Annotated in this window: 34 protein-coding genes and 1 pseudogene; 21 read left to right on the top strand and 14 right to left on the bottom strand. The window is 69.4% G+C overall.

The annotated features are described in order from the left end of the window. The 12 genes and pseudogenes from tuf to rpsQ form a co-directional block, all read left to right on the top strand. Positions 1-133 (top strand): annotated as a pseudogene (gene tuf / locus MKK65_RS13535) (elongation factor Tu); the annotation flags it as partial. A 79-nt stretch (positions 134-212) separates the two neighbouring features. Beyond that, complete coding sequence (gene rpsJ / locus MKK65_RS13530) at positions 213-521, top strand: 30S ribosomal protein S10 (protein WP_007569268.1); 309 nt, start codon at positions 213-215, stop codon at positions 519-521. A 50-nt stretch (positions 522-571) separates the two neighbouring features. Then, on the top strand, positions 572-1309 hold the full coding sequence (rplC, locus tag MKK65_RS13525) for a 50S ribosomal protein L3 (protein ID WP_058194332.1): 738 nt from the start codon (positions 572-574) through the stop codon (positions 1307-1309). Next, positions 1309-1929, top strand: coding sequence for a 50S ribosomal protein L4 (rplD, locus tag MKK65_RS13520; protein WP_058194331.1), 621 nt, complete (start codon positions 1309-1311; stop codon positions 1927-1929). The genes rplC and rplD overlap by 1 nt, the downstream gene beginning before the upstream one ends. Beyond that, on the top strand, positions 1926-2222 hold the full coding sequence (locus MKK65_RS13515; protein WP_243958207.1) for a 50S ribosomal protein L23: 297 nt from the start codon (positions 1926-1928) through the stop codon (positions 2220-2222). The genes rplD and MKK65_RS13515 overlap by 4 nt, the downstream gene beginning before the upstream one ends. Positions 2223-2247: 25 nt before the next feature. Continuing rightward, positions 2248-3084: a 50S ribosomal protein L2 gene (gene rplB, locus MKK65_RS13510; RefSeq protein WP_243958206.1), complete on the top strand. Its 837-nt coding sequence runs from the start codon at positions 2248-2250 to the stop codon at positions 3082-3084. A 5-nt stretch (positions 3085-3089) separates the two neighbouring features. Beyond that, complete coding sequence (gene rpsS / locus MKK65_RS13505; protein ID WP_007569276.1) at positions 3090-3368, top strand: 30S ribosomal protein S19; 279 nt, start codon at positions 3090-3092, stop codon at positions 3366-3368. A 1-nt stretch (position 3369) separates the two neighbouring features. Further along, positions 3370-3756, top strand: a complete 387-nt coding sequence (gene rplV, locus MKK65_RS13500) for a 50S ribosomal protein L22 (protein ID WP_058194329.1) — start codon at positions 3370-3372, stop codon at positions 3754-3756. A gap of 10 nt (positions 3757-3766) precedes the next feature. Further along, positions 3767-4513, top strand: a complete 747-nt coding sequence (gene rpsC, locus MKK65_RS13495; protein WP_007569278.1) for a 30S ribosomal protein S3 — start codon at positions 3767-3769, stop codon at positions 4511-4513. Between the two features lie 11 nt (positions 4514-4524). Beyond that, complete coding sequence (rplP, locus tag MKK65_RS13490; protein WP_007569280.1) at positions 4525-4938, top strand: 50S ribosomal protein L16; 414 nt, start codon at positions 4525-4527, stop codon at positions 4936-4938. 12 nt (positions 4939-4950) lie between these two features. Next, positions 4951-5166: a 50S ribosomal protein L29 gene (gene rpmC / locus MKK65_RS13485; RefSeq protein WP_058194328.1), complete on the top strand. Its 216-nt coding sequence runs from the start codon at positions 4951-4953 to the stop codon at positions 5164-5166. 20 nt (positions 5167-5186) lie between these two features. Next, a complete protein-coding gene (gene rpsQ, locus MKK65_RS13480; RefSeq protein WP_058194327.1) occupies positions 5187-5453 on the top strand; it encodes a 30S ribosomal protein S17 in 267 nt (88 codons plus the stop codon). 43 nt (positions 5454-5496) lie between these two features. On the opposite strand, the gene MKK65_RS13475 is transcribed toward rpsQ, so the two are convergent. From MKK65_RS13475 to flgB, 10 genes are all read right to left on the bottom strand, one after another. Next, positions 5497-5778 carry a type II toxin-antitoxin system RelE/ParE family toxin gene (locus tag MKK65_RS13475; protein WP_243958205.1) on the bottom strand — a complete coding sequence of 94 codons (282 nt, stop codon included), beginning with the start codon at positions 5776-5778 and terminating at the stop codon, positions 5497-5499. Next, the gene (locus MKK65_RS13470) at positions 5775-5999 is read right to left on the bottom strand and encodes a hypothetical protein (protein ID WP_243958204.1); all 225 of its coding nucleotides are present in this window, start codon (positions 5997-5999) and stop codon (positions 5775-5777) included. Before MKK65_RS13470 ends, MKK65_RS13475 begins: the two co-directional genes overlap by 4 nt. 106 nt (positions 6000-6105) lie before the next feature. Beyond that, positions 6106-7167: a recombinase RecA gene (recA, locus tag MKK65_RS13465; protein ID WP_409565429.1), complete on the bottom strand. Its 1062-nt coding sequence runs from the start codon at positions 7165-7167 to the stop codon at positions 6106-6108. 191 nt (positions 7168-7358) lie between these two features. After that, positions 7359-10085 (bottom strand): cell cycle histidine kinase CckA, encoded by a 2727-nt coding sequence (gene cckA, locus MKK65_RS13460; protein ID WP_243958203.1) that lies wholly within the window; start codon positions 10083-10085, stop codon positions 7359-7361. A gap of 191 nt (positions 10086-10276) precedes the next feature. After that, entirely contained in the window at positions 10277-11344 is a 1068-nt protein-coding gene (flhB, locus tag MKK65_RS13455) for a flagellar biosynthesis protein FlhB (RefSeq protein WP_243958202.1), read from the bottom strand. A gap of 35 nt (positions 11345-11379) precedes the next feature. After that, a complete protein-coding gene (gene fliR, locus MKK65_RS13450) occupies positions 11380-12141 on the bottom strand; it encodes a flagellar biosynthetic protein FliR (protein ID WP_243958201.1) in 762 nt (253 codons plus the stop codon). Positions 12142-12192: 51 nt separating this feature from the next. Next, entirely contained in the window at positions 12193-12459 is a 267-nt protein-coding gene (fliQ, locus tag MKK65_RS13445) for a flagellar biosynthesis protein FliQ (protein WP_243958200.1), read from the bottom strand. A gap of 57 nt (positions 12460-12516) precedes the next feature. Continuing rightward, a complete protein-coding gene (gene fliE, locus MKK65_RS13440) occupies positions 12517-12831 on the bottom strand; it encodes a flagellar hook-basal body complex protein FliE (RefSeq protein ID WP_243958199.1) in 315 nt (104 codons plus the stop codon). Positions 12832-12851: 20 nt separating this feature from the next. Then, complete coding sequence (gene flgC / locus MKK65_RS13435) at positions 12852-13259, bottom strand: flagellar basal body rod protein FlgC (RefSeq protein ID WP_058194321.1); 408 nt, start codon at positions 13257-13259, stop codon at positions 12852-12854. A gap of 65 nt (positions 13260-13324) precedes the next feature. After that, the gene (gene flgB / locus MKK65_RS13430; protein ID WP_058194320.1) at positions 13325-13729 is read right to left on the bottom strand and encodes a flagellar basal body rod protein FlgB; all 405 of its coding nucleotides are present in this window, start codon (positions 13727-13729) and stop codon (positions 13325-13327) included. Between the two features lie 330 nt (positions 13730-14059). On the opposite strand from flgB, the gene MKK65_RS13425 reads away from it, so the two are divergent. Then, positions 14060-15247 (top strand): hypothetical protein, encoded by a 1188-nt coding sequence (locus MKK65_RS13425; protein WP_243958197.1) that lies wholly within the window; start codon positions 14060-14062, stop codon positions 15245-15247. A 28-nt stretch (positions 15248-15275) separates the two neighbouring features. After that, entirely contained in the window at positions 15276-15530 is a 255-nt protein-coding gene (locus MKK65_RS13420) for a hypothetical protein (RefSeq protein ID WP_243958195.1), read from the top strand. 12 nt (positions 15531-15542) lie between these two features. On the opposite strand, the gene MKK65_RS13415 is transcribed toward MKK65_RS13420, so the two are convergent. Beyond that, positions 15543-16853 (bottom strand): MFS transporter, encoded by a 1311-nt coding sequence (locus tag MKK65_RS13415; protein WP_243958194.1) that lies wholly within the window; start codon positions 16851-16853, stop codon positions 15543-15545. 221 nt (positions 16854-17074) lie between these two features. Between MKK65_RS13415 and dnaN the strand changes: the two genes are divergently transcribed. Genes dnaN through recF form a run of 4 tightly spaced genes read left to right on the top strand, consistent with a single transcriptional unit; the run spans position 17075 to position 19882 of the window. Continuing rightward, positions 17075-18196, top strand: coding sequence for a DNA polymerase III subunit beta (gene dnaN / locus MKK65_RS13410; RefSeq protein WP_058194317.1), 1122 nt, complete (start codon positions 17075-17077; stop codon positions 18194-18196). Between the two features lie 12 nt (positions 18197-18208). Continuing rightward, on the top strand, positions 18209-18460 hold the full coding sequence (locus tag MKK65_RS13405) for a type II toxin-antitoxin system ParD family antitoxin (RefSeq protein WP_058194316.1): 252 nt from the start codon (positions 18209-18211) through the stop codon (positions 18458-18460). Then, on the top strand, positions 18361-18753 hold the full coding sequence (locus tag MKK65_RS13400) for a type II toxin-antitoxin system RelE/ParE family toxin (RefSeq protein ID WP_313902040.1): 393 nt from the start codon (positions 18361-18363) through the stop codon (positions 18751-18753). Before MKK65_RS13405 ends, MKK65_RS13400 begins: the two co-directional genes overlap by 100 nt. Continuing rightward, the gene (gene recF, locus MKK65_RS13395; RefSeq protein ID WP_243958192.1) at positions 18746-19882 is read left to right on the top strand and encodes a DNA replication/repair protein RecF; all 1137 of its coding nucleotides are present in this window, start codon (positions 18746-18748) and stop codon (positions 19880-19882) included. The genes MKK65_RS13400 and recF overlap by 8 nt, the downstream gene beginning before the upstream one ends. Before the next feature lie 42 nt (positions 19883-19924). On the opposite strand, the gene MKK65_RS13390 is transcribed toward recF, so the two are convergent. After that, entirely contained in the window at positions 19925-21043 is a 1119-nt protein-coding gene (locus tag MKK65_RS13390) for a metallophosphoesterase (RefSeq protein WP_243958191.1), read from the bottom strand. Positions 21044-21285: 242 nt separating this feature from the next. On the opposite strand from MKK65_RS13390, the gene MKK65_RS13385 reads away from it, so the two are divergent. Next, positions 21286-21996, top strand: coding sequence for a L,D-transpeptidase (locus tag MKK65_RS13385; RefSeq protein ID WP_243958190.1), 711 nt, complete (start codon positions 21286-21288; stop codon positions 21994-21996). 273 nt (positions 21997-22269) lie between these two features. On the opposite strand, the gene MKK65_RS13380 is transcribed toward MKK65_RS13385, so the two are convergent. Further along, complete coding sequence (locus MKK65_RS13380; RefSeq protein WP_243958189.1) at positions 22270-23961, bottom strand: methyl-accepting chemotaxis protein; 1692 nt, start codon at positions 23959-23961, stop codon at positions 22270-22272. A gap of 404 nt (positions 23962-24365) precedes the next feature. Between MKK65_RS13380 and MKK65_RS13375 the strand changes: the two genes are divergently transcribed. Next, on the top strand, positions 24366-24761 hold the full coding sequence (locus MKK65_RS13375) for a VOC family protein (protein ID WP_243958188.1): 396 nt from the start codon (positions 24366-24368) through the stop codon (positions 24759-24761). A 38-nt stretch (positions 24762-24799) separates the two neighbouring features. After that, positions 24800-25387: a histidine phosphatase family protein gene (locus MKK65_RS13370; protein ID WP_243958187.1), complete on the top strand. Its 588-nt coding sequence runs from the start codon at positions 24800-24802 to the stop codon at positions 25385-25387. Here the strand turns inward: MKK65_RS13370 and MKK65_RS13365 are convergent, their stop codons facing one another. Next, positions 25388-26104, bottom strand: a complete 717-nt coding sequence (locus MKK65_RS13365) for a hypothetical protein (RefSeq protein ID WP_243958186.1) — start codon at positions 26102-26104, stop codon at positions 25388-25390. It lies immediately after the preceding gene. Positions 26105-26190: the final 86 nt, after the last annotated feature.

The raw sequence follows: 26190 nt of genomic DNA, 5'->3' as shown, positions 1-26190 counted from the left end.
GATGCCGGGCGACAACGTGACCATGGACGTCACGCTGATCGTGCCGGTGGCCATGGAGGAGAAGCTGCGCTTCGCCATCCGCGAGGGCGGCCGCACCGTCGGTGCCGGCGTCGTCGCCGCCATCAACGACTAAGCCAGGACAGCATCCTTAGCAGGGCGCGGCGGGGATCCGTCCTCGCACTCCCCGCCGTCCCTCTCAAGGTTTCAGGATTATGAACGGTCAGAACATCCGCATCCGCCTCAAGGCGTTCGATCACCGCATCCTCGATGCGTCGACCAAGGAGATCGTCTCCACGGCCAAGCGCACCGGCGCGACCATCCGGGGTCCGATCCCGCTGCCGACGCATATCGCGAAGTTCACCGTGAACCGCTCGCCGCACATCGACAAGAAGTCGCGCGAGCAGTTCGAGATGCGCACGCACAAGCGAGTGCTCGATATCGTCGATCCGACGCCGCAGACCGTGGACGCGCTGATGAAGCTCGACCTCGCCGCCGGCGTGGACGTGGAGATCAAGCTCTAAGTCCCGCCGGGATTTAGAGCTTACCGTTTCATCGCGCGAGGGAGAGACCTATGCGCTCAGGCGTCATCGCACAGAAGGTCGGCATGACCCGCGTCTTCACAGACGCGGGGGAGCATGTCCCCGTCACAGTGCTTAAGATCGATCAATGCCAGGTGGTGGCCCACCGCACCGTTGAGAAGAACGGCTACGTCGCCCTCCAGGTCGGCGTCGGCAAGGCCAAGGTGAAGAACGTGTCAGCGGCCGAGCGCGGTCGCTTCGCGGTCGCCAAGGTCGAGCCGAAGAAGAAGCTCGCCGAGTTCCGCGTGTCCGAGGACGCGCTGATCCCGGTCGGCGCCGAGATCACGGCCGATCACTTCATCCCGGGCCAGTTCGTCGACGTGACGGGCACCACCACGGGTAAGGGCTTCGCCGGCGGTATCAAGCGCTGGAACTTCGGCGGTCTGCGCGCCACCCACGGCGTGTCGATCTCGCACCGTTCGATCGGTTCGACCGGCGGCCGTCAGGACCCGGGCAAGACCTTCAAGAACAAGAAGATGCCGGGTCACCTCGGTGTCGAGCGTGTCACCACGCAGAACCTGCGCGTCGTGCGCACCGATCCCGAGCGCGGCCTGATCCTGGTCGAGGGCGCGGTTCCGGGCGTCGCCGGCGGCTGGATCCAGATCCGCGATGCGGTGAAGCGCAAGCTTCCCGCCGACGTGCCGCTGCCGGGCAAGTTCCGCGAGAACGGCGCGTCCACCGAGTCCGCCCAGACTGCCCCCGAGGCCCCTGCGGCTGAGGAGACCGCCTGATGAAGCTCGATATCACCACTCTCGACGGCGCCGGCGCCGGCTCGGTCGAGCTGAACGAGGAAATCTTCGGCCTTGAGCCGCGGGCCGACCTCCTTCAGCGCATGGTCCGCTGGCAGCTCGCCAAGCGTCGCGCCGGCACCCACGCGGTGAAGAACCGCTCGGACGTGAACCGGACCCGCAAGAAGCTGTACAAGCAGAAGGGCACCGGCAACGCCCGTCACGGCGCCGCCTCGGCTCCGCAGTTCCGCGGTGGCGGACGCGCCTTCGGGCCGGTCGTGCGCGACCACGGCCACGACCTTCCGAAGAAGGTCCGTGCGCTGGCCCTGCGCCACGCCCTGTCGGCCAAGGCCAAGGCCTCGACCCTGATCGTCGTCGACGACATCAAGATCGAGGACCACAAGACCAAGGGTCTCATCGAGCGCTTCGGCAAGATGGGCCTCTCGAACGCGCTGATCATCGGCGGTGCCGAGGTCGACGTGAACTTCGGCCGCGCCGCGCGTGCCATCCCGCAGATCGACGTGCTTCCCGTTCAGGGCATCAACGTCTACGACATCCTGCGCCGTGACACGCTCGTCCTGACCAAGGCCGCCGTCGACGCGCTGGAGGAGCGTTTCAAATGAGTGCCGATCCGCGCCACTACGACATCATCGTCTCCCCGGTCATCACCGAGAAGGCGACGAACCTGACCGAGCAGAACAAGGTCGTCTTCCGGGTCGGCCCCAAGGCGACCAAGCCTCAGATCAAGGAGGCGGTCGAGAAGCTGTTCGACGTCAAGGTCACGGCGGTGAACACCATCGTGACCAAGGGTAAGAAGAAGATTTTCCGCGGTCTCCGCGGGCAGCGCTCCGACGTGAAGAAGGCGATCGTCACCCTGGCCGAGGGCCACACGATCGACGTCACGACCGGGCTCTGAGGACGGGTTTTAGGGATCCAAGCCGATGGCCTTGAAGACATTCAAACCGGTCACGCCGAGCCTGCGCCAGCTCGTGCTCGTCGACCGCCGTGAGCTCTACAAGGGCAAGCCGGTGAAGGCGCTGACGGAGGGCAAGAGCTCCTCCGGCGGCCGTAACAACCTGGGTCGCATCACGGTCCGCTTCCGCGGCGGTGGGCACAAGCGCGTGCTGCGCAACGTGGACTTCAAGCGCCGCGAGCAGCCGGGTGTCGCCGCGACCGTCGAGCGGATCGAGTACGATCCGAACCGCACGGCCTTCATCGCCCTGATCAACTTCCCCGACGGGAAGCAGAGCTACATCCTCGCTCCGCAGCGCCTGCAGCCGGGCGACAAGGTGGTGACCGGCGAGAGCGTCGACATCAAGCCGGGCAATGCCGGTCCGGTCGGCTCGATGCCGGTGGGCACGATCGTCCACAACGTCGAGCTGAAGATCGGCAAGGGCGGCGCGATCGCCCGCTCGGCCGGGAACTACGCCCAGATCGTCGGGCGCGACCAGGGCTACGTGACGCTGCGCCTGAATTCGGGCGAGCAGCGCCTCGTGCACGGCCAGTGCTTCGCGACCGTCGGTGCGGTGTCGAACCCGGACCACATGAACATTTCGCTCGGCAAGGCCGGGCGCAACCGGTGGCTCGGCAAGCGCCCGCATAACCGCGGCGTGGCCATGAACCCGGTGGATCACCCGCACGGCGGCGGCGAGGGCCGTACCTCGGGCGGCCGCAACCCGGTCACGCCGTGGGGCGTGCCCACCAAGGGGAAGAAGACCCGGTCCAACAAGCGGACCGACGTGTTCATCCTGTCCAGCCGCCACAACCGCAAGAAGTAATCGCTATGGCACGCTCTCTCTGGAAGGGGCCGTTCGTCGACGGCTACCTCTTCAAGAAGGCCGAAGCGGCGCGGGGCTCCTCGCGCTCAGAGGTCATCAAGATCTGGAGCCGCCGCTCCACGATCCTCCCGCAGTTCGTCGGGCTCACCTTCGGTGTGCACAACGGGCAGAAGCACATCCCGGTCTACGTCTCCGAGGAGATGGTGGGGCACAAGTTCGGCGAGTTCTCGCCGACCCGCACCTTCCACGGGCACGCGGCCGACAAGAAGGCGAAGAGGCGCTGAGATGGGCAAGCAAGCCACCCCCCGCGCGCTCCCCGAGAACGAGGCCAAGGCGGTCGCGCGCATGCTGCGCGTCAGCCCGCAGAAGCTGAACCTCGTGGCGCAGATGATCCGCGGCAAGAAGGTCGACACCGCGTTGGCCGACCTGCAGTTCTCGCGCAAGCGCATCTCGACCGAGGTCAAGAAGTGCCTCGAGAGCGCGATCGCCAACGCCGAGAACAACCACGACCTGGACGTCGACGATCTCGTCGTCTCTCAGGCGTTCGTGGGCAAGGCCCTCGTGCTCAAGCGCTTCCACGCCCGCGCCCGCGGCCGTGGTGCGCGCATCCTGAAGCCCTTCTCGAACCTGACCATCGTGGTTCGCGAAGTCCGCCAGGCCGAAGCGGCTTAAGGAGGATCTCATGGGCCAGAAAGTCAATCCGATCGGTCTCCGTCTCGGTATCAACCGGACCTGGGACTCCCGCTGGTTCGCCGGCAAGGGCGAGTATGCCAAGCTGATGCACGAGGACGTCGCGATCCGCGCCGCTCTCATGAAGCAGCTGAAGCAGGCCGCCGTCTCGAAGATCGTCATCGAGCGTCCGCACCGGAAGTGCCGCGTCACCATCCACTCGGGTCGCCCGGGCGTGGTGATCGGCAAGAAGGGTGCGGATATCGAGAAGCTCCGCAAGCTCGTCGGCACGATGACCAAGGCCGACGTGACGATCAATATCGTCGAGGTGCGCAAGCCCGAGATCGACGCCACCCTGGTGGCCGACTCGATCGCCCAGCAGCTCGAGCGCCGCGTCGCCTTCCGTCGCGCCATGAAGCGCGCCGTGCAGTCGGCGATGCGTCTGGGTGCCGAGGGCATCCGCATCAATTGCTCGGGCCGTCTCGGCGGGGCCGAGATCGCCCGCCAGGAATGGTACCGCGAGGGCCGCGTCCCGCTGCACACCCTCCGTGCGGATGTGGATTACGGAACCGCGACCGCATTCACGACCTACGGCACGTGCGGCATCAAGGTCTGGGTGTTCAAGGGCGAGATCCTCGAGCACGACCCGATGGCGCAGGACAAGAAGGCCCAGGAAGAGGGCGGCCGCTCCGGCGGGCGCCGTGAGCGCGATGGCGAGGGCGGCCGCGAGCGCGGACGCCGCGAGCGCGAGCACGCGTAAGGTAGGAAGCCATGCTGCAACCGAAAAAGACTCGCTTCCGTAAGCAGTTCAAGGGCCGCATCCACGGTGCGGCCAAGGGCGGCTTCGAGCTGAACTTCGGCCAGTTCGGCCTGAAGGCGGTGGAGCCCGAGCGCGTCACCGCCCGGCAGATCGAGGCGGCCCGCCGCGCGATCACCCGCGAGATGAAGCGTCAGGGCCGTGTCTGGATCCGGGTGTTCCCGGACGTGCCGGTCTCCTCGAAGCCGACCGAAGTCCGCATGGGCTCCGGTAAGGGCGCCCCGGATTACTGGGCTGCCCGCGTCCATCCGGGCCGGATCATGTTCGAGGTCGACGGCGTCGCCGAGGACATCGCCAAGGAGGCCCTGCGCCTCGGCGCCGCCAAGCTCCCGATCCGCACGCGGGTCGTCCAACGCATCGCCGACTGAACGGAGGCTATCGTGAAGTCGACCCAGAGAGTGTCTGATCTGAAGGCGTTGTCGCCGGATCAGCTGAATGACGAGTTGCTGAACCTCAAGAAGGAGCAGTTCAACCTGCGCTTCCAGGGGGCCACCGGCCAGCTCGAGAACGTCGCCCGCGTCCGTGAGGTCCGCCGCGACATCGCCCGCGTCCGCACCCTGCAGCGTTCGAAGACGCTGCAGGCGTCCAAGAGCTGACAGGGGCTTAGGAGAACACCATGCCGAAGCGCGTCCTGCAGGGCACCGTCGTCAGCGACAAGGGCGAGAAGACCATCGTGGTGAAGGTGGAGCGTCGCTTCACGCACCCGGTGATGAAGAAGACCGTGCGCCGCTCGAAGAACTACCATGCCCACGACGAGGCGAATGCCGCCAAGGTCGGGCAGACGGTGTTCATCGAGGAGTGCCGCCCCTTCTCGAAGACCAAGACCTGGAAGCTGGTCGAAGACCAGGCTGCTGCGGTCGCCGAGACCGGCGAAGCCGCCTGAGCTGTCTTCTCTCGACGGCCGCGGAGATGTCTGCGTCCGTCCGTTAGGCCAATCGGTCCTGTGCGGCGTGCCGGAGCGTGATGATCGTCACGATCTCCCGCCGCTCGTCGACCTGATAGTAGATCAGATACGACAGTCGGGGCACCGCGAAGACGCGCACCCCCGGTCGGACGCTTCGGCCCACGAAAGGCTGGCGCCTGAGAAGCCCGGTCGTATCGCGGATCGCACGCTCGATCTTGTTAGCGGCGCCCGGATTTCGCCCCCGGATATAGTCGGCGATCTCCGTTAGACGCCGGACCGCACGGCGCGCGTAGACCAGCTTCACGCTCTGAAACGGCGGAAGGCCGCCTCGACCTCCTCGGGCGACGCGATGTCTCCGTGAGTGATCTCGTCGAGGCCTTCCAGGACATCCTTCAGATGGTCGGGATCAATCTCGCTCGGCGCGCCAACCTGCGCCATGTCGAGCATGGCCTGTGCGATGGCATCCTGTGCCTTAGGCGCCATACGCCGGACTGTTGCGACGGCCTTTTCCAGAAGGTCGGTCACAGCCTGCTGCATCCTCAATAACGAACGGCCCCGGCGAATGCCTCGCCGGGGCCGTTGATTGTCGTCTGCGCGCGGAAGCGCGGCAAGGGTTGGAGCCGCGGGCGGCTTACGCCTCGCCCTCGTCCAGGTCGTCCTCGGTCGGCTTGGCGTTCTCAAGGATCTTCTCGGCGACGAGGCCGGAATTCTGGCGGATCGAGGCCTCGATCTTGCCGGCGATCTCGGGGTTGTCGCGCAGGAATCCCTTCGAGTTCTCGCGGCCCTGGCCCAGGCGCTGGCTGTTGTAGGAGAACCAGGCGCCGGACTTCTCGACGATGCCGGCCTTCACGCCGAGGTCGATCAGCTCGCCAACCTTCGACACGCCCTCGCCGAACATGATGTCGAACTCGACCTGCTTGAACGGCGGCGCGACCTTGTTCTTCACGACCTTGACGCGGACCTGGTTGCCGATCGCCTCGTCGCGGTCCTTCAGGGTCGAGATGCGGCGGATGTCGAGGCGCACCGAGGCGTAGAACTTCAGCGCGTTGCCGCCCGTGGTGGTCTCCGGGCTGCCGTACATCACGCCGATCTTCATCCGGATCTGGTTGATGAAGATCACCATGCAGTTCGAGCGCGAGATCGAACCGGTGAGCTTGCGCAGGGCCTGGCTCATCAGGCGGGCCTGAAGGCCGGGCTGGCTCTCGCCCATCTCGCCCTCGATCTCGGCCCGCGGGGTCAGCGCGGCGACCGAATCGACCACCAGCACGTCGATGGCGCCGGAGCGCACCAACGTGTCGGTGATCTCCAGGGCCTGCTCGCCGGTATCGGGCTGCGAGATCAGCAAATCGTCGAGATTGACCCCGAGCTTGCGGGCATAAATCGGATCGAGGGCGTGCTCGGCATCCACGAAGGCGCAGACGCCGCCCTTCTTCTGGGCCTCGGCGATGGTGTGCAGGGCCAGCGTGGTCTTGCCGGACGATTCGGGCCCGTAGATCTCCACGACCCGGCCCCGGGGCAGGCCGCCGACGCCGAGGGCGATGTCGAGCCCGATCGACCCGGTGGAGACCGTCTCGACCTCCTGCACCTTGTCGTTCTTGCCCAGCCGCATGATCGAGCCCTTGCCGAAGGCGCGCTCGATCTGGGACAGGGCGGCGTCGATCGCCTTGGACTTGTCCTTGTCCACCGGGGGCATGTCGACCACTTTCAATGCAGGCTGGGCCATCTGGCGGGCTCCTTATGAAGGTGTTGTGCGCAGTTCACAACGCGCGTGAGCACCCCGTTTGTGTACCTGTTTTGTTCTATTTTGACAAGGGCGCCGGATATGAGAACGCCGCCCCGAGGGGGCGGCGCGCAGGTTCTCCACCGGCATGATCGGCGGCGCGGTCAGTCGGCGGCCATCGTCTTCTTCACGGTCTCTACCAACTGCTTGAGGCTGAACGGCTTGGGCAGGAAGTTGAAGGCCTCGCCCTCGGGCAGGTTCTTGCGGAACGCGTCCTCGGCGTAGCCCGAGACGAAGATCACCTTCAGGTCCGGCTGGTGCTTGCGCACCTCGCGCAACAGGGTCGGGCCGTCCATCTCGGGCATCACCACATCGGAGACGACGAGGTCGATCGGCTGGCTGCCGTCGCGCACGATGGCGAGCGCCTCCAGGCCGGAGGCGGCCTCCAGCACCGTGTAGCCGCGGGCCGAGAGCGCCCGACTGTTGACCGCCCGGACGGGATCCTCGTCCTCGACCAGCAGGATCGTGCCCTGCCCGGTATGGTCGGCCGCGGGCTTGCGCGGGGCCGGCTTCGCGGATGCCTTCGACGTGCCGCTGCGTTCGGCGGCCTCACCCGTCCCGGCCGACTTGGCCGGCGCTTGGCCGGGCACCGGCATGTCGGCCCGGGGCAGGGCCGGGATCGCGGGCGCGGCTTCTTCCGGCTCCGCCACCGGGATGTGGCGGGGCAGGTAGATGCGGAAGGCCGTCCCCTCCCCGATCTTCGACTGCACGTCGATGGTGCCGCCGGATTGCTTGACGATGCCGAACACCGTCGAGAGGCCGAGGCCGGTGCCCTTGCCGATCTCCTTGGTGGTGAAGAACGGCTCGAAGATCTTCTCCATCAGCTCGGGCGGGATCCCCTGGCCGGTGTCGCGCACCTCGATCAGCACGTGGTCGCCCGCGGCCGCCCCGCCGCGTCCCTCCACGGCCGCCGTGGGCCCCGGATCGGTGACGTTCTCGGTGCGGATCATCAGCTTGCCGCCGTCCGGCATCGCGTCGCGGGCGTTGACCGCGAGATTCACGATCACCTGCTCGAACTGGTTGACGTCGGCCTTCACCGGCCAGACGTCGCGGCCGTGCTTCAGCTCCAGGGCGACGCGCTCGCCCAGCAGCCGCTTGAGCAGCAGGGTCAGCTCCGAGAGCCCCTCCCCGACATGCATCACCTCCGGGCGCAGGGTCTGGCGGCGGGAGAACGCCAGGAGCTGGCGGACGAGGCCCGCCGCCCGGTTGGCGTTCTGCTTGATCTGCATGATGTCCTGGAAGGCCGGATCGGTCGGCCGGTGGCTCGCCAGCAGCAGGTCCGAGTAGCCGATGATCGCCTGTAGGACGTTGTTGAAGTCGTGCGCGATGCCGCCGGCGAGCTGGCCCACCGCATTCATCTTCTGGGCCTGGGCGACCTGCTGCTCCAGCTGGCGCTGGGCCGTGGTGTCGAGGGCGTACAGGATGACGCGCTCGGCCTCGTCGGCCTTCTGGGTCGCGTCGCTGCTGTCGGCCGGGCTGAGCCAGAGCCGCGCCGAGCGGCCGCCGGGGCCGCTGAGCTGGACCTCGATCGGCTCCGGATCGGACAGGCCGCTGGCGGCCCGGGTAAGGCCCGCCTCCAGGGAGGCGCGGTCCACCACCGAATCGGCGACGTTGGGCTCGGCGCCCTGATGGCCCTCCCCCTCGGGGCCGCCCTCGTCGGCCTGGCGCGGCACCGTGCCGAACAGGCGGGTGAAGGAGGTGTTGGCCCGGGCGATCCGGCCCGACCGGTCGAGGGTCGCGATGGCGATCGGGGAATTATTGAGGAAGCGCGCGAGCCGCACTTCGGCGGCGCGCTGCGGCTCGTCGGTCTCGGCCCCGGCCGAACGGTTGATCACGAAGGTCCGCGATGAGCCGGGCTTGCCGTCCTTGCCGAAGGCGACCCGGTGGTAGAGCCGCACCGGCAGGGTGTGGCCGTTGCGGCGGCGCAGGTCGAGGTCGAACCGGTCGGTGCGGACCTCGCCGGGCAGGCCGGCGGTGCGCACCAGGACGTCGGCCTCCGGGGCGATCTCGGTGAGGTGCGGGCCGCCCGGGCCTACGCTGGCCAGATCGTAGCCGAGCCACGCCGCCAGCGTCGCGTTCATGTAGACGATCGCGCCGGCCGGATCGATCGACAGGAAACCCGCCGGGGCGTGGTCGAGATAGTCGATCGCGTGCTGGAGTTCCTGGAAGACGTTCTCCTGGCGCTCGCGCTCGGCGGTGATGTCGGCCACCGTCCAGAGCGAGGCGGCCCGCCGCGGGCGCGCTAAGGGACGCACCGAGACCCGGTACCAGCCGAAGCCGCGCTCGTGCGCCTGCGGCCCGAGCGGGGGCGACATCCGGATCTCCTCGGTATGCGCCCGTCCGTCGCGCGAGGCCTGCGACAGGCGGTAGACCGCCTCCGACACCTCCGGCGAGCCGACCAGGATGCGCTCCACCGGCACGAGGTTCGAGAAGGCGTCACCGCCGGCCACCCGCAGATAGGCCTCGTTGGCGTAGATCAGCCGGCCGCCATCCTCGACCACCAAAGCCCCGTCGGGGGAGGCATCGACGATGCCCTTGGTGATGTCGTCCCGGGTGGCGGTGCCGCTGAGCTGGAGCGCCCCGATGGCAAGCGCGAAGAGAAAGAACACGCCGGCCATCGCCAAGAGAGCGAGCAGCCAGACGATCAGCGATTGCGCCTGCTCGTTGGCCACGAAGGACAGGCCGATCGCGGCTCCGACCAGAAGGCCCGCGAGCACGAGCAGCAGCCCGACCCGGCCCGGCTGCTCCGAGCGGTCGATCGCGCCGTTCCCCTGAGAACCTGAGATCTGCGTGCCCGTCGCGGGCGCCGGAGGTCCAGTGACGTCGGCCATCGGCATCATTCCAGAACAATCACCCGGTTAGGCCCGCCGGCCATAGCAGGGCTCGGGCAGCACGGCATCACTCTCGTCGCGCCGGTCGTGTCGCGCCAAGCCTCGATGCAACCTCGCAAAAAAAGGTGGAGGAAGCGTGGCTTTTCTAGGCTTTGCCACGCGATCGGCGTGCTGAATACCAGCCCTCGCGCCTACGCCGCCCTCCGGCGCAGGCGCAGGACGAACCCGATGACTTCCGCCACCGCCCGGTAATGCTCGGCCGGGATCTCGCGGTCGATCTCCACGGTGGCGTGCAGGGCCCGGGCGAGCGGCGGGTTCTCGATCACCGCGACGCCGTGCTCGGCCGCCACGGTGCGGATGCGCAGGGCCAGGGCGTCGACGCCCTTGGCGACGCAGATCGGCGCCGCCATGCCGGCCTCGTAGCGGAGCGCCACCGCGTAGTGGGTCGGGTTGGTCACCACAACGGTGGCGGTCGGCACGGCGGTCATCATCCGCTTCTTCGCCCGGGCCATGCGGATCTGCTTCATGCGACCCTTGATCTCCGGGTTGCCGTCCGCCTCCTTCATCTCCTGCTTCATCTCCTCCTTCGACATGCGGTGGCGCTTGCGCCAGCGGAAGCGCGCGTAGAGCGCGTCGCCCAGCGTGATCGCCAGGTGCATGCACAGCATGCCGGCGAGCAGATGCAGGCTGAGGGAGAAGACTGCCGGCAGGCACCCGGCCGGATCGAGCCGCGCGAACACCTCCAGCCGGTCGCGGTCGTTCCACAGCAGCACGCCGCCGACGATGCCGACCGCGCCGATCTTGGCCAGCCCCTTGCCGAACTGGAACAGGGCCTCGATCCCCATCAGCCGCTTGACCCCGGCCATCGGCGAGATGCGGTCGAATTTCGGCATCAGGGTTTCGGTGGTGAGCACCAGCGGGTGCTGAAGGAGGCCGGCGGCGAGGCCGGCCGCCGCCGCCATCCCGACCGGCACCGCCACGGCCTCCAGCCACAGCCACAGGCCCCGGGTCGCCGCCTGCTTCATGCTGGTGGCGTCGTCCGGCAGGGTGTGGGCGTTGGCGAGGAAGGCCTTGAGGCCCTGGGTCAGGTTCTGGGCGATGGTGGGCGCCGCGATCAGTAGGGCCAGCGTGAAGGCGCCGAGGATCGCGAAGGTGTTGATCTCGGCGCTGGTCGCGACATCGCCGCGCTCGATCGCCTGGTCGAGGCGCCGCTGTGTCGGCTCTTCGGTCTTGTCTTCCTGCTCTGCGCCCTCGGCCATGGTGTTCGCTCGAGCTCAGTGCGCGTGAAGGCGGATCAGCGGCCGACGAACTCGCCGAGATACTGGCCGAGATCGTCCAGGAAGACGCCCATCATGACGCCGAGCGAGCCCATCAGGATCAGCATGCCGATGAGCACCGAGGCCGGGACCGCCAGGAAGAACACCTGCAATTGCGGCATCAGCCGCGACAGCACCCCGAGCCCGAGGTTGAACAGCAGCCCGAAGGCGATGAACGGCCCGGAGATCTGTACCGCCAGGGTGAAGCCCCGGGTCAGCGCCTTGAGCGCCAGCATCAGCGCGTCCGAGAAGGCCGGGACCCCGTCCGGGGGCAGCACCACGTAGCTCTGCGCCAGGCCCTCGATGGCGAGATGGTGCAGGTCGGCGGCGAAGATCAGCGTGATGCCGAGCAGCGACAGGAAGTTGCCCAGCGCCGCCTGCTGCCCGCCGTAGCTCGGGTCCACCGTCATGGCGTAGGCCAGGCCGAGCTGCTGCGAGATGATCAGCCCCGCGGTCTGCAGGGCGGCCAGCACCATCCGGACCGACAGGCCGAGAACCAGCCCGACGATCGTCTCCGCGAACAGGAGCCCGATCAGCCGGGGTCCGGCCAGGCCCTCGGTGCCGCCGAGCAGCGGGCGCACGGACGGGAACAGCACCAGCGTCGTCAGCAGCGCGAAGGCCAGCCGCATCCGCGGCGACACCATCTGCTCGCCGACGCCGGGCATCAGCATGATCAGCGTGCCGACCCGGGCGAAGGTGATCAGGTAGGCCGAGGCGATGCCGGGCAGGAGCAGGTTCATCGCCGCCCCTATGGCACGGGCGCGCGGCGCCTGTCGCGCAGGAGCCCGCCATCACCCACCCGTGGCGATGCGGGCGGCGATGCGGGTCATGTAGCCGGCCATGGCGTCGCCGATGAACGGCAGCATCAGCAGGAGCGCGGCGAACACCGCCACGATCTTGGGCACGTAGATCAGGGTCTGCTCCTGGACCTGCGTCAGCGCCTGGATCAGCGACACGATCAACCCGACCGCGAGCGCGACGAGCATCAGGGGCCCGGCGACCTTGAGGAAGACGAAGATGCCGTCGCGGGCGACGTCGAGGATGGCGAGGCCGGTCATGGGGCGCGTCTTGCTCAAAGAGTAGGCAGGTGCAGTCCGGAATCCTGCGAGAAATGCTCAGATCTGCATCCGCATGATCTCTTCGTAGGCAGAGATCATGCGGTCGCGCACCGCCACCATGGTCTGCAGGGCGGTCTCGCTCTCGGCCACCGCCGTGACCACGTCGACGACGTTGGCCTTCCCGGCGGCCGCCGAGATCGCCTGGCCGTCGGCCCGCCGCCCGGCATCCCCGACATTGTCCAGGGCGTTGCCGAGGAGTTGCATGAAGTTGCCGCCGGCCTCGCCGGTCGACTGGACCTTGGGCGCGGGCCGGCCGTTGGCCATGCCCTGGACGGCCGCGTAGGCGCCCGCTGCGAAATTGCTCGTCGCCATCGACTAGGCTTCCTTCGCGCTCACTTGAGGATCGACAGCGTTTGCGCGAGCATCTTGCGCGTGGACGTCACCATGTTGAGGTTCGCCTCGTAGGAGCGCTGGGCCTCGCGCAGGTCCATGTTCTCGATCAGCGCGTTGACGTTGGGCATCTGCACCTCGCCCCGGGCGTTGGCGGCGGGGTTTCCGGGCTCGTACTTGGTCCGGAACGGGGACGAGTCGCGCCCGACCCGCCCGGCTTCCACCAGCTTGGCCCCGGTCTCCGGGTCCATGTGGCTGGTGAAGGACGGGATCTTGCGGCGGTACGGCTCGGCCCCGGCCGAGGCCGGGGCGGAATCCGCGTTGGCGATATTCTCGGCGATGATCCGCATCCGGCCCGACTGCGCCTTGAGGCCGGCGGCCGCCACGGTGAGCGACTTGCTGAATTCCATGGCTCAGGGCCCCTTTTCCGCCGCGCGCTTCGCCGGCACGTCCGATCGATCGATGTCCGAAACAATCAGCTCTTGCCGATGGCGATCTTCAGGGTGGTCAGGCTGTGCTGGTAGAGCGAGGCGGCGAGCTGATAGTCCGACTGGTTGTCGCCGGCCTTCATCATCTCGTCCTCGAGATTGACCGCGTTGCCGCTCGGGCGGACCTCGAAGCCCTTGGCTCGCTTGGGATCGGCCCCGGCCTCGGACTGCCCGGGGGGCGCGATATGGGCGGAACTGGTCAGCGTCAGGCCGGGCGATGCGGTGACCGCGCTCCCGGTGGCCCGGTCGAAGCGCAGCTCCGCCAGGTCACGGGGCTTGAAGCCCGGCATGTCGGCATTGGCGACGTTCTCGGCGATCAGGCCCTGGCGCGCCTGCGCCCACTGCATCCGGGTGCGCAGCATCCCCAGGATGGGCAGGTCGGTCAGGGCCACGGTCGCCTCCGGTCTCGCGATGCCACGCGGGATCGGGCGGGCTCGGCAAAATCTGCCGCCTGCATAGTTAACGCACCGTTAAGTGCCGGCACCGCCGGCCCCTGCCCGGACCATCGTCGCGCGCGGGGCGGGTCACGTTCCTGGGGACAGCGGCGGGCGGTGCTTCACAACCTCTTGTCTTGATGGCGCTAAACTTAAGGGCCTGTTAACGAAGTCTTAACGTCGTTTGCCTTGCGGGGCCGCCGGCGTGGTATGAGCGAGGCTCGTGCCGGGCGCGGCCCTGCGGCGGCCGAAACGTGCGAGTGCGTAATCTTGCCATGGCTGCAATCCGTGTTCGGTTCTGAGGGCTCCCCCATCGTCCAGTATGTCGTGATCTTCGCCGTCATCTTCACGGCGTTGGCCGCGATCGTGTTCACGGTGCGGCGCCTGACCGGACGCAGCCTGGCCCTACCCGGGCGCACGCCCGCCCGCGGGCGCCAGCCCCGGCTCGGCATCGTGGACGTGTACGAGCTCGACCGAGCCCGGCAGCTGATCCTGCTGCGCCGGGACAATGTCGAGCACCTGCTGCTTGTGGGCGGCCCGAACGACGTCGTGGTCGAGCGCAACATCCAGCGCACGCAGCGTCCCCTCCCCGAGGCCGCCCTGCGCGCCGATACGGGGCCGGAGCCGATGGCCGAGCCGCTGCCGGATCCCCTGGCGCAGGGCGGACGCCTGACCGAGCCGCCCCGGGCGCTGGCCGAGATCGCCGGCCGCCGCTCGGAGCCGGTGTTCGATCCGGGCTTCGAGATGCCCGTCGTCGTGCCGCCGCCGGTCCCGCGCTCGGCCGCCGCGCCGCCGGTGAGTTTTCCCCTCGACGTCAGCCTGCTCGGCGGCGACGAGCCCGGCCAGGAGGTCTCGACCCCTGCGGTGCTGCAACCCCGCGCCGCGCCGCCTGCGCCGGCCCCTGCCCCGCCGCTGCGGGAGACGCTCTCGCCCCGTCGGATCCTGAGCCGCACCGCGCCGCCCCTGGCCGACCCGCGGCCCAATCCTGCCTCGGAGCGCAAGCCGGAGCCTGCGCCCGAGCGCGACGAGACCGTTCCGGTGGCGCCGAGCCTGACCGTCCCGTCCGAGCGCCGGTCCGTCGATCCGGTGGTGCTCTCCGACATGGCCCGGCAGCTCCAGGCCGCCCTGTCGCGCCCGTCCTCGGCGGTGACGCCCGCGCCGCCGCCCGCCCCCACGGCGGAGCCGGTGGATCCGGTGGCGGCGATGATGGCCGCTGCGCCTGCGCCCTCTCCGGTTCCCCCTGCCCCGCCCGAGCCGCCACCCGTTGCCGCGCCGGCGCTCGAGCCTCCGGCCCCCCGGCCCCCCGCGCCGCCTCCTGCAACGCCGGTCGCGCCCGTGCCCGCGCCTGCGCCCCCGGCTGAGCCGGCGCCCGCGCCGCGTGCGGAGACGAAGGCCGCCGGCAACCCGTTCTCGGTGGAGGAGATCGAGGCCGAGTTCGCGCGTCTGCTGGGCCGGCCTCTCGACAAGCGGACCTGACGTCGGGCGTTGACGGACGGTTAACCAGATGCCGGAAGGCTCGGGCCTCGAGGAGGACCCGATGCTCACCCTGGACGCACAGACCGCTCAGCGCAGCCGCGCCTACCGGGCATTCAAGCTCGACCGGGCCGGCCGCGTGTTCTCGGCCGAGGTCGTTCCGGCCGCGGACGACAGGCAGGCGCGCCGCCGCACCCGCGCCATGGTCGCGGATGCGGCGATCGAGCTGTGGGACCGGACCCGGTTCCTCGGCCGCTACGAGCCGGCGGCCCCCGACCGTGCCTGAGGGGCGAGCCCCTCAATCGTGCACGGTCTCGCGCATGGCCAGCACGGCGACGAAGCTCAGCACCGCCGCGGCCGCGAGATAGAATCCGACGAACCCGATGCCGCCATAGGATGCCAGCTCCTGGGCGATGTAGGGCGCCCCCGAGGCGCCCAGGATCCCGGCGAGGTTGTAGGTGACCGAAGCGCCCGTGTAGCGGACCCGGGTCGGGAACAGCTCGGGCAGCACGGCGCCCATGGGGCCGAACACCCAGCCCATCGCCAGCAGGCTGAGGCACAGGAAGCCCAGCACCGGCGGCCAGGTCCCGGCGGCGGCCGCGTTCCCCAGCATCGGCCCCATCAGGAAGCCGAGCGCGAACACCGCGGCCATGCCGGAGAGCAGCACGGGCTTGCGCCCGAACCGGTCGGCCGCCGCCCCGGAGATCACGGTCCCGAGGGCCATGAAGCAGACCGCGATGCACTCGAAGAGCAGGAAGGTCGGCCGGGTGTAGCCCAGCGTCCCGGTGCCGTAGCCCAGGGCGAAAACCGTCGAGAGGTAGAACACGGCGTAGACGGCCACCATGGCGAAGGTGCCGATCAGGACCGCGCGGCCGTGATGGGTCAGCATCGTGGCGAAGGGCACGCGCTCGGGCTTCGCCTCGGTCAGCGCCGCCTTGAAGGCGGGCGTCTCGGTGAGCTTGAGGCGCACGTAGAGCCCGACCCCGACCAGGGCGGCCGAGGCCAGGAACGGCAGGCGCCAGCCCCAGGCCTGGAAGCTCTCGGGCGAGAGGCCGAAGCTGAGGGCCAGGAAGCCGAGATTGGCCAGGATGAAGCCCACCGGTGCGCCGAGCTGCGGGAAGATGCCGTACCAGGCGCGCTTGCCCGGCGGCGCGTTCTCCACGGCCAGCAGGGCCGCCCCGCCCCACTCGCCGCCGAAGCCGATGCCCTGGCCGCAGCGCAGGACGCACAGGGCGGCGGGCGCCCACCAGCCGGCGGTGGCGTAGGTCGGCAGGCAGCCGATCAGGACGGTGGACAGGCCCATGATCAGCAGCGACGCCACCAGCGTCGCCTTGCGGCCGACCCGGTCGCCGAAATGCCCGAACAGGGCCGCCCCGACCGGCCGCGCGATGAACGCGATCGCGAAGGTCGCGAAGGCGCTGAGCTGCTGCACCCCGGGGGCGCCCGCCGGGAAGAAGACCGGGCCGATCACCAGGGCGGTGGCGGTGGCGTAGATGTAGAAATCGAAGAACTCGATCGCGGTGCCGACGAAGCTCGCGGCCAGGATGCGGCCGGGGCTGGCACTCGGTGCGGCGCCCCGCGGGCCCGCGGTCTCGACGGTTTGCAACATGATCTGTGGGACTCGGGCGGTACGGTGCCGCTTCAGGTGGAGCGCGGCGCTTTCGCACGGGCCGGCCCCCGCGGGAACCCCGAATCCGGCCCAGGGGCGGCGTAGCTGTGTGAGGGCTTCGCAGCGGCCTTGCGTTCGCCCGCCCCCTTCGCCAAGCTGATCGGCCTGTTTCTGTGAGGGATGCCGGCCGCGGCGCCCTCCCCCATCACTTGAGTACTGCGATGAGAGTCACCGTCGAGCGCGCGGCCCTGCTCAGGTCGCTCGGCCACGTGCACCGGGTCGTCGAGCGCCGCAACACGATTCCGATCCTGTCGAACGTGCTGCTGCGTTCGGACGGCTCGAGCCTGCAGCTGCGCGCGACCGATCTCGACATCGAGGTCACCGAGAGCGTGCCGGCCGACGTGGCCGATCCCGGCGCCACCACGGTCCCGGCGCACGTGATCTACGACATCGTGCGCAAGCTGCCCGACGGCGCCCAGGTCTCCCTCGAGACGGGCGGCGAATCCGGCCAGATGACGATCCGCTCGGGCCGGTCGCGCTTCGCGCTCGGCGCCCTGCCGGAGGGCGACTTCCCTGACCTCGCCGCCGGCGAGATGCCGCACGGCTTCGAGATCGCGAGCGCCGACCTCAAGCGCCTGATCGACAAGACGCAGTTCGCGATCTCCACCGAGGAGACGCGCTACTACCTCAACGGCATCTACCTGCACACGCTGGAGACCGAGAGCGGCCCCGTCATGCGCGCGGTCGCCACCGACGGCCACCGCCTCGCCCGGGTCGAGATCCCGGCTCCGCAGGGCAGCGTCGGCATGCCCGGCGTGATCGTGCCCCGCAAGGCGGTCGCCGAGATCCAGAAGCTCCTGGACGACGGCGGCGAGACCGTTGCGGTCGATCTCTCGCCCGCCAAGATCCGCCTGCGCTTCGCCGGCGGCCTGACGCTGATCTCGAAGCTGATCGACGGCACCTTCCCGGACTACCAGCGGGTGATCCCGGCCAACAACGACAAGCGCCTCACCGTCGAGCGCGACGTCTTCGCCAAGGCGGTGGACCGGGTCTCGACGATCTCGTCCGAGCGCGGCCGCGCCGTGAAGCTCGGCCTCACCGAGGGGCGTCTGGCGCTTTCGGTCAACAACCCGGATTCGGGCAGCGCCACGGAAGAGCTCGACGTCGATTACGAGGCGGCCGGCCTCGATATCGGCTTCAACGCCCGCTACCTGCTCGACATCACCGCCCAGCTCGAGGGCGACACCGCCCTGTTCAAGCTCGCCGACCCGGGCTCGCCGACCCTGATCCAGGATCGCGAGGGCGCGCCGGCCCTGTACGTGCTGATGCCGATGCGGGTGTAGGATCAGGCTGCCATGCCGAAAGCCGTCATCCTCGATCCGGTTCAGGAAGCCTCGCTCGATCGTCTGATCGCGGCAGGGCGCTACGGTTCGCCGGAGGAGGCGGTCGCCGCCGGTGTCGCGTTGCTGCTCCAGCACGAGGATCGCCTTGGGACGATGCGCGAGGCTTGGCGGGAGGGCGTCGAGAGTGGAGATTACGAACCGCTCGACGCCACGCTGGATGCCTTGGAGGCGCGCTATGCCGCCATGGAAAAGGCCGCCTCTTGAAGCCTGTCGTCTTGTCGCGACAAGCCCGAGCCGATCTGCGCGAGATCGGTGACTTCATCGCGGCTGACAATCCGACGCGGGCCCGCAGCTTCGTCTCTGAGCTGCGCACCCGATGTCAGGCGCTCGGTCGTCAGCCGATGATGGGCAGGCCCGCGCCGGAGATTGCTCTCACCGTACGGATCCTCATATTCCGATCTTACCTGATCCTCCATCGCATCCTCGACGACTGCATTTCGATCGATCGCGTGCTGCACGCGGCTCGCGACCGCTCCACCGTGCCGCCTTATGAGTGAACTCGACACGGCTGGATCCACACGCCTCACCCGGTTGATCGCCCGCGACTTCCGCAATCACATCGATCTCGAACTGAACCCCGGCGCCCGCTTCGTGGCCCTGGTCGGCGAGAACGGCGCCGGCAAGACCAACCTGCTGGAGGCGATCTCCCTGTTCGTGCCGGGGCGGGGCCTGCGCCGGGCCGAGTTCGCTGCCATGGCGCGCGTGGACGGCCCGGGGGGCTTTGCGGTCTCGCTCACCCTCGACCGGGACGGCGCCGAGCATCGCCTCGGCACCGGGCTGGAGCCCCCGGGGCCGGACGGGCGCACGAGCCGGCTCTGCCGGATCGACGGCGCCCCCGCCTCCTCGCCGGTGGCGTTCAGCGAGTTCGTCCGGGTGGTCTGGCTGACCCCGGATCTCGACGGGCTGTTCCGCGGTGCCGCCGGCGACCGGCGCCGGTTCCTCGACCGGCTGGTCCTGGCGGTGGATGCCGGCCACGGGGCGCGGGTCTCGGCCATGGAGCGCGCCCTGCGCTCGCGCAACCGGCTGCTGGAGGATCGGCCCGATGACGGCCGCTGGCTCGACGCCGTGGAGCGGGAGGTGGCCGAGCTCGGCGTCGCCGTGGCGCTCGCCCGCCGCGAGACCGCCGAGCGCCTCGACCGGCTGATCGCCGAGACCCGGGACGACGCGCAGCCTTTCCCCTGGGCGTCGATCCGGCTGGAGGGCGACCTCGACGACCTCGTGGCGGTCTGGCCGGCGATCGAGGCGGAGGACCGCTTCCGCCTGGCCCTGCGCAACGGCCGCAACCGCGACCGGGCGGCGGGCCGCACCCTCACGGGGCCGCAGACCACCGATCTCGTCGTTCGCCACGGCCCCAAGGACGTCCCGGCCGGAACCGCCTCCACGGGCGAGCAGAAGGCCCTGCTGATCGGTCTGGTCCTGGCCCATGCCCGCTTGGTTCGGGCGATGAGCGGCATCGCCCCGATGATCCTCCTCGACGAGGTCGCGGCGCATCTCGACCCCCGCCGCCGGGCCGGCCTGTTCGAAGCCCTCGACGCCCTGCCCGGCCAGGTCTGGATGACCGGCGCCGACCCGGCCGCCTTCGAACAGGCGGGCGACCGGACCGAGGTGCTGCGGATCGGGGGGTGACGGGGGGCGGGATATCGGCCGCCCCTCACAATCCGATCCGCGTCACGACCCGCGCCGCAGGGTGATCCGCGTCAGCTCGGACGGGCGACCGAGGCGAAGGGCGAAGCCGGGCCACAGCGCAGTGCCGTTGCTGACGTAGAGCAGCATGGCGCCGACCCGATACGCGCCGGAGACGAACCCCGCATTGCCGCGCGCCACCAGCCGGTCCAGGCCGCGGATCATGCCGCCGTGGGTATGGCCGGAGAGCTGCAGCGCCACACCGCGCGACGCGGCTCGGGCGGCCTGCGCCGGCTGGTGATCCAGCAGCACGATCGGCGCGCCCGCCGGGGCACCCGCCAGGGCGGCCTCGAGATCGGGGCCCGGATGCCCGGTGGCGGGCGCCGAGCGGTCGGTGACGCCCGCCAGCACCAGCGCGCCGCCGTCGCGCCTCAGGACCGTGTGGGCGTTGGCGAGGATGTGGATCCCCAGCCCCGCCAGGTGGCGCATCCAGGCATCGTGATCGAAGAAGTACTCGTGGTTGCCCGGCACCGCCCAGACGCCGTCCCGCGCCCGCAAGGCGCGCAGCGGCTCGACATCGTTCCGTCGGGACGCGAGCGAACCGTCGATGAAGTCGCCCGTCACCGCGATCAGGTCGGTGCCGAGGTCGTTGGCCCGCGCGACGACGGCCTGCGCCCAGGCGGCCGGGAACAGGCGGCTGATATGCAGGTCGGTGAGGTGCAGGATCGTGTAGCCGTCGAAGCCGGGGGGCAGGCCCGGGATCGCGACGCTGAGGTCCTTCAACGGCGGCACGCGCACGGCCCGCCACACGGCGATCGCCGCCAGGAGCGCGGCCGCGAGGGCCACCGCGTAGCGCCAGGTGGGGTGGATTGCCCAACCGCCCCCGGGCAGGATCAGGGAGGCCAGCGCCGCCATGTCGAGGGCGAGCAGCATGACAGCGGCCAGCGCGATCGCGCCGAAGGCCCCGTTGAACAGGATCACCACCGGGCGGGGGAACTCGGGTGCGAAGACCGAGCCGGAGGAGAGGCGGCTCCACAGGTGGAACTGGGATGCGACCAGCAGAACGCCGGCCACGCCGAGCTTGAGCGCGACTGGCCATGGCAGCGGCCACACCCCCCGCGCGATGACGTAGACAGCGGGCAGGCTGGGGATGAGGCGGATCATGGCCTCTCCATGGACCGGGCGACGCCTTGAAGGCAAAGCTTGCCGGTATCTGGACTGTGCGGGGCCGCGCTCGGATCCGTCGCCTGACCCGGACCCCGAACAGGTTCGGCCACACTCTCGACGTAAAAGCCGAGCTTGCCAGGGACGGGCGGTCTTGCCAATCTCAGCTTAGCCGTACGCGCGATTGCATAGAGGCCGGGGCGTTACCGCATTGGGCCGCGAGTCATAGGAAGTCCGGGATTATGATCAGGGACGGTTGGGACGCCGATGTCGGCGACAGGCGTGACGTCGCTCTGCGCGGGCACCGGGCGGGGCTTCTCAGCCGCCGGGCGTTTCTGGGCGGTTCGGTCGCGGGTCTCGGCGCGCTCGGCCTCGCCGGTTGCGCGACAACCGACGGCCTGCTCCTCGCCGAGGCGGCGACGGTGTACGGGCCGATGCCGGACGAGAAATTCCCGATCCCGGCGGTCGACATCAGCAAGGTCAATCCGAAATACTATCGTCGGACGGTTCGCTACGAGACCAAGGAAGCCGCCGGCACGATCATCGTCGATCCCGGCAATTACTACGTCTACCGGGTCGAGGGCGATGGATCCGCCACCCGGTACGGCGCCAATGTCGGCCGCGACGGGTTCCTGTGGAGCGGCGACGCCTATGTCGGTCGCAAGTCCGAATGGGCGACCTGGACGCCGCCGAGGGAGATGATCAAGCGCCAGCCCGAGGCGGCCAAATACGCCCGCGGCATGCCGGGCGGCCTCGACAACCCGCTCGGCGCCCGCACCCTCCATCTCTACCAGAACGGCGCCTATACGCTCTACACGATCTACGCCAGCAGCGATCCCGAGACGATCGGCTCGGGGATCACGAGCGGCTGTGTCGGCCTGCTCAGCCAGGACATGATCCACCTCTACGCGCGCACGCCGGTCAAGACGAAGGTGGTCGTCCTGCCGGCGTAGGGAGGTGACCTTCGGCGTCGCTTCCACCCAGTCGGGCTACGATCTCCAGACATCGCACGGCGAGCGGTGCAGCGCTCTCTCCTCCCCCTTGCGGGGAGGAGCCGGAGGTGGGGGTGGTTCAGAAGGCACCGTTGCGCGCAATCCTGCACCACCCCCACCCCTGCCCCCTCCCCGCAAGGGGGAGGGGAAAAGGCGCTATCTTTCAAGCGCTTGCCGCCGAACGTGATGTGTGACTCTGCAAGCCCGCTCGGGGTTCCGTAAAGGCGGCGCGGCTTACGCCGCCCGCACGGTGGCGAGGAAGCGCGAGACCTCGGCGCCGAGATGCTCCGACTGGCGCGACAGCTCGCCGGCCGCGTCGAGCACCTGGCTCGCGGCGGAGCCGGTCTGCTCGGAGGCCTGGGCGACGCCGGCGATGTTGCTGGTCACTTCGTTCGTGCCGGTGGCTGCCTGGGCGACATTGCGGACGATCTCCTGGGTCGCGGCGCCCTGCTCCTCGACGGCCGCTGCGATCGAGGTCGCCACCGAGTCGATCTCCCGGATGCGCGCCGTGATCCCTTCGATCGCCGTGACGGCCTGGCCGGTCACGCCCTGGATCTGGCCTATCTGCTGGCTGATCTCCTCGGTCGCCCGGGCGGTCTGGGCCGCCAGCTCCTTCACCTCGGACGCGACCACGGCGAAGCCGCGGCCCGCCTCCCCGGCCCGGGCCGCCTCGATCGTGGCATTCAAGGCCAGCAGGTTGGTCTGGCCGGCGATGGTCGAGATCAGCCCGACCATGTCGCCGATGCGGGTGGCCGCCTGGCTCAGGGCCTGCACCAGATGATGGGTCTGGTCCGCCTCGCCGACCGCCGTCTGGGCGAGGCTGGCCGAGCCGAGGACCTGCCGGCCGATCTCCTGCACGGAGGAGCCCAGCTCCTCGGCGGCGGCCGCCACGGTCTCGACATTGGTGGCGGCCTCCTCGGCGGCGGCGGCCACCGTGGTCGATTGGCTGGCGGTCTGCGTGGCGCTCGCCGTCATGGTCTGGGCGGTCGCCTGCAACTCCGTCGCCGAGGCCGAGACCAGGCCGACGATGCCGCCCACGGCGCGCTCGAACCCGTCGGCCAGCTCCAGCATGGTCCGCCTGCGCGCGGCCGCGGAGGCTTCCTCGGCGACGCGCCGGACCTCGGCCTCCTCGGCGGCCTTCCGGGCGACCATCGCCTTGATACCCTCGACCGCCCTGCCGACGGCGCCGATCTCGTCCCTGCGGGCCGCCTCCCTGATCTCGGCATCGATCTCGCCCTGGGCCATCCGCTGCAGGACGGAGACGAGGCGGTCGAGCGGGCGCGTGATGCCGAGCACCGAGATCAACACCGCCGCCACCATGCCTGCGAGCATCCCCAGGCCGCTGAAGGTCATCAGCCGCGTGCGCGTGGCGTTGGTCTGGTCCGTGAGGTCGTCGGACCCACGCTGCATGTAGGCGTTGATGTCGTCCGAGAGCGCGTTGCCGTCCACAACCAGGCTGGCGAAGGTCGGGTCGATCGCCGCATGGACCTGCGCGATCGCCTGGTCGTTCTGGTTGCTGGTACCGAGCCGGCGCACCTCGGTCACATCCTGCAGGAATCGGTCGACGCGCGTCTGCAGCTGGTCGATCCGGCTCGCGAATTTGGGCGCATGATCGCGCAGCGACCCGAGCGCCGCCTTCAGGGTCGGCGCGGCTGCCTCGAACCCGGCATTGGCGGCCTTGATCTGCGCCGCGTCGGTCTCCGCGATGATCCGATAGACGTAATAGTTGAGCTCGAAGATCACGCGGCTGACGCGCCGGCCGTCGGCCACGGCGACGGCTTCGTTGCTGATGAAGGCGCTGTAGGCATCGTCGATCTGGTTCATCCGCGACTGGGCGTACCAGACGCAGCCGCCGACGATGACGGCGATCAGGGAAACGATCGTCAGCAGCTTCGTAATGATCTTGAGATTCGACAGGCGCAGCATGTCTGTTCGGCTCCGGCAGGAAGATGGTTCGCGAATCGCGGGCCTGGTCTGGAAAGATGATGCCACGTTTCGGTTAAGCTTGCGCTAAAATCTATGTCGTTTCTTATTTGAAAATAACCTTTTTGATCTCGATGCGAGATATGAGTTTTCGATAGTATCATGCGGGCCTGACGGAGCGGGGTTCCGTTAGGAATGTCCTTCGAATGCATGAAATGCGGCGGCGCCGGATCGGGTCGCGTCGGAATACATCTATCGTTCAAGTTGAAATGCCAAATGGCAATGTTTTGGGCGAAGCTCGGCGGCCGTCCCACGATCGCGAGGCGCCGCGACGGGATGTCGGCCCTTCCCGCCGGGTGGGGACGGCGCCACATAGGCCGCGTCGAAAATTCTTCGCAGGAACCGGAATGTCCAAGCCCGTCCACGCCATGATCCGCGTTCGCGACGAAGAGCGCGCGCGGGATTACTACGCCCGCGCCTTCGGCTTCGAGGCCGCAGACCGCTACGACTTCGACGATTTCACCCTGATCTACCTGCGCGATCCGGCCTCGCCGTTCGAGCTGGAGCTGACGGTGAACAAGAGCCGCGACAAGCCCTACGATCTCGGCGACGGCTACGGCCACATCGCCGTCGTGGTCGACGATGTGGAGGCCGAGCACGCCCGCCACCGCCGCGAAGGTTTTTCGGCCACCGACGTGAAGACGCTGAAGCACGGCGAGACCGTGCTGGCGCGCTTCTTCTTCGCCACCGACCCGGACGGCTACAAGATCGAGGTCATCCAGCGCGGCGGCCGCTTCGCCTGAGCGTTCCGCCCTCCCGACACGCGACACATCCGAGCCTCATGTCCGAGACCACCCGCATCATCTGCATCCGCCACGGCGAATCGACCTTCAATGCCGCCCACCGGCTGGGCGGCGGCGATCCCGGCCACCGCGATGCCCGGCTGACCCCCCGGGGCCAGGCCCAGGCCCGGGAGGCCCGGCAGCGCCTGACGGACATCCCGTTCGAGCTGGTGGTGGTCTCGCCCCTGACCCGGGCGATCGAGACCGCCGCGATCGTGTTCGGCGCGCACCCCAGCCAGCCGCGGGTGCTGGTCGAGGTGCTGCACCGGGAGTGCCAGGAGAGCAGCTGCGACGTCGGCCGGGCGACCTCCGAGATCGCCGCCGAGTTCCCGCATCTCGATGTCGGGCACCTGCCCGAGATCTGGTGGCACGCCGAGCCCGGCTGCGAGGTCGGCGGCTACCCGGTGGAGCCGCGCCACCTGTTCGACGCTCGCGTCTCCGGCTTCCGGGAGTGGCTGCGGACGCGCCCGGAGTCGACCATCGCGGTGGTCGGCCACGGGACGTTCTTCTATCACCTCACCGGCACGTTCCTGGAGAACTGCGCCACCATCGAGCTGGACCTCGCCGCCGAACCCGTCCTGGCCTGATCAGGCCGGGATCCTGGCCCGGGCGGCATCGAGGCGTTCGCGGGCGCCGATGAGGTCGATCTCCGGCGCCTGCCGGCCGATCGCCAGGACGGCGTCGAGGATCGCGCAAGCCCGCGCCCAGGTATCCTGGACGAACGGGGCCGCGCCCTCGGCGACCTCGGCGGCGCACCGGGCATCCTCGGCGGCGCGCCGGGCCGCCGTCGCCGTGCGGGCGACCGCGGATTGCAGCGCGCCGTCCCGCCAGCGCCGTGCCCGCGCCGCCTCCTGGGCGAGCGCGCCGCCCTGCCACTCGGCCGCGAGAGCAGCGGCCAGTGCCAGGGTCAAGTCCGGCGCCCCGGCGCAGGCCTCGGCATGCTCGGCCATGCCGGCGCGGGTGCAGAGCGGGGCCAGGATCTGTCGGATGCTCTCCAGGGCGAGGCGCCGGGTGCGGGCAGCCTCGACCTCCGGCCGGTCGGCGCTGCCCGAGAGCCGCAGGACGAAGGCGATCAGCTGGGCCCGAGCCTCGTCCGGCATCGCGTCGTTGAGGCCCAGCGCATAGGCCGCGATCGGTCGCGAGAAACAGGGCGGACAATCGGCGCTGGAGCGGATCGTCCGGTAGGGCAGCCCCGCGGCGACGATCGCCGCCTCATTGATGCAGGTCCCGCCATCGGGGCCCGGGAAGGGATGCGATCCGGCCAGCAGGCGCCAGTTCAGGATCGTCTGGAAGTCGGCGTGCATCCGCGCTCCTCCGCCTCAAGAATGCAGCGTGACACGCCCAAGTCCCTTTGGCGAGACGCGATTTCGCGTCTGGCCTTCCGAGACGC

Source organism: Methylobacterium sp. J-001 (assembly GCF_022829565.1).
GTDB lineage: Bacteria > Pseudomonadota > Alphaproteobacteria > Rhizobiales > Beijerinckiaceae > Methylobacterium.
The sequence above is the reverse complement of the archived record's forward strand: the minus strand, read 5'-3'. Positions and strand labels throughout refer to the sequence as shown.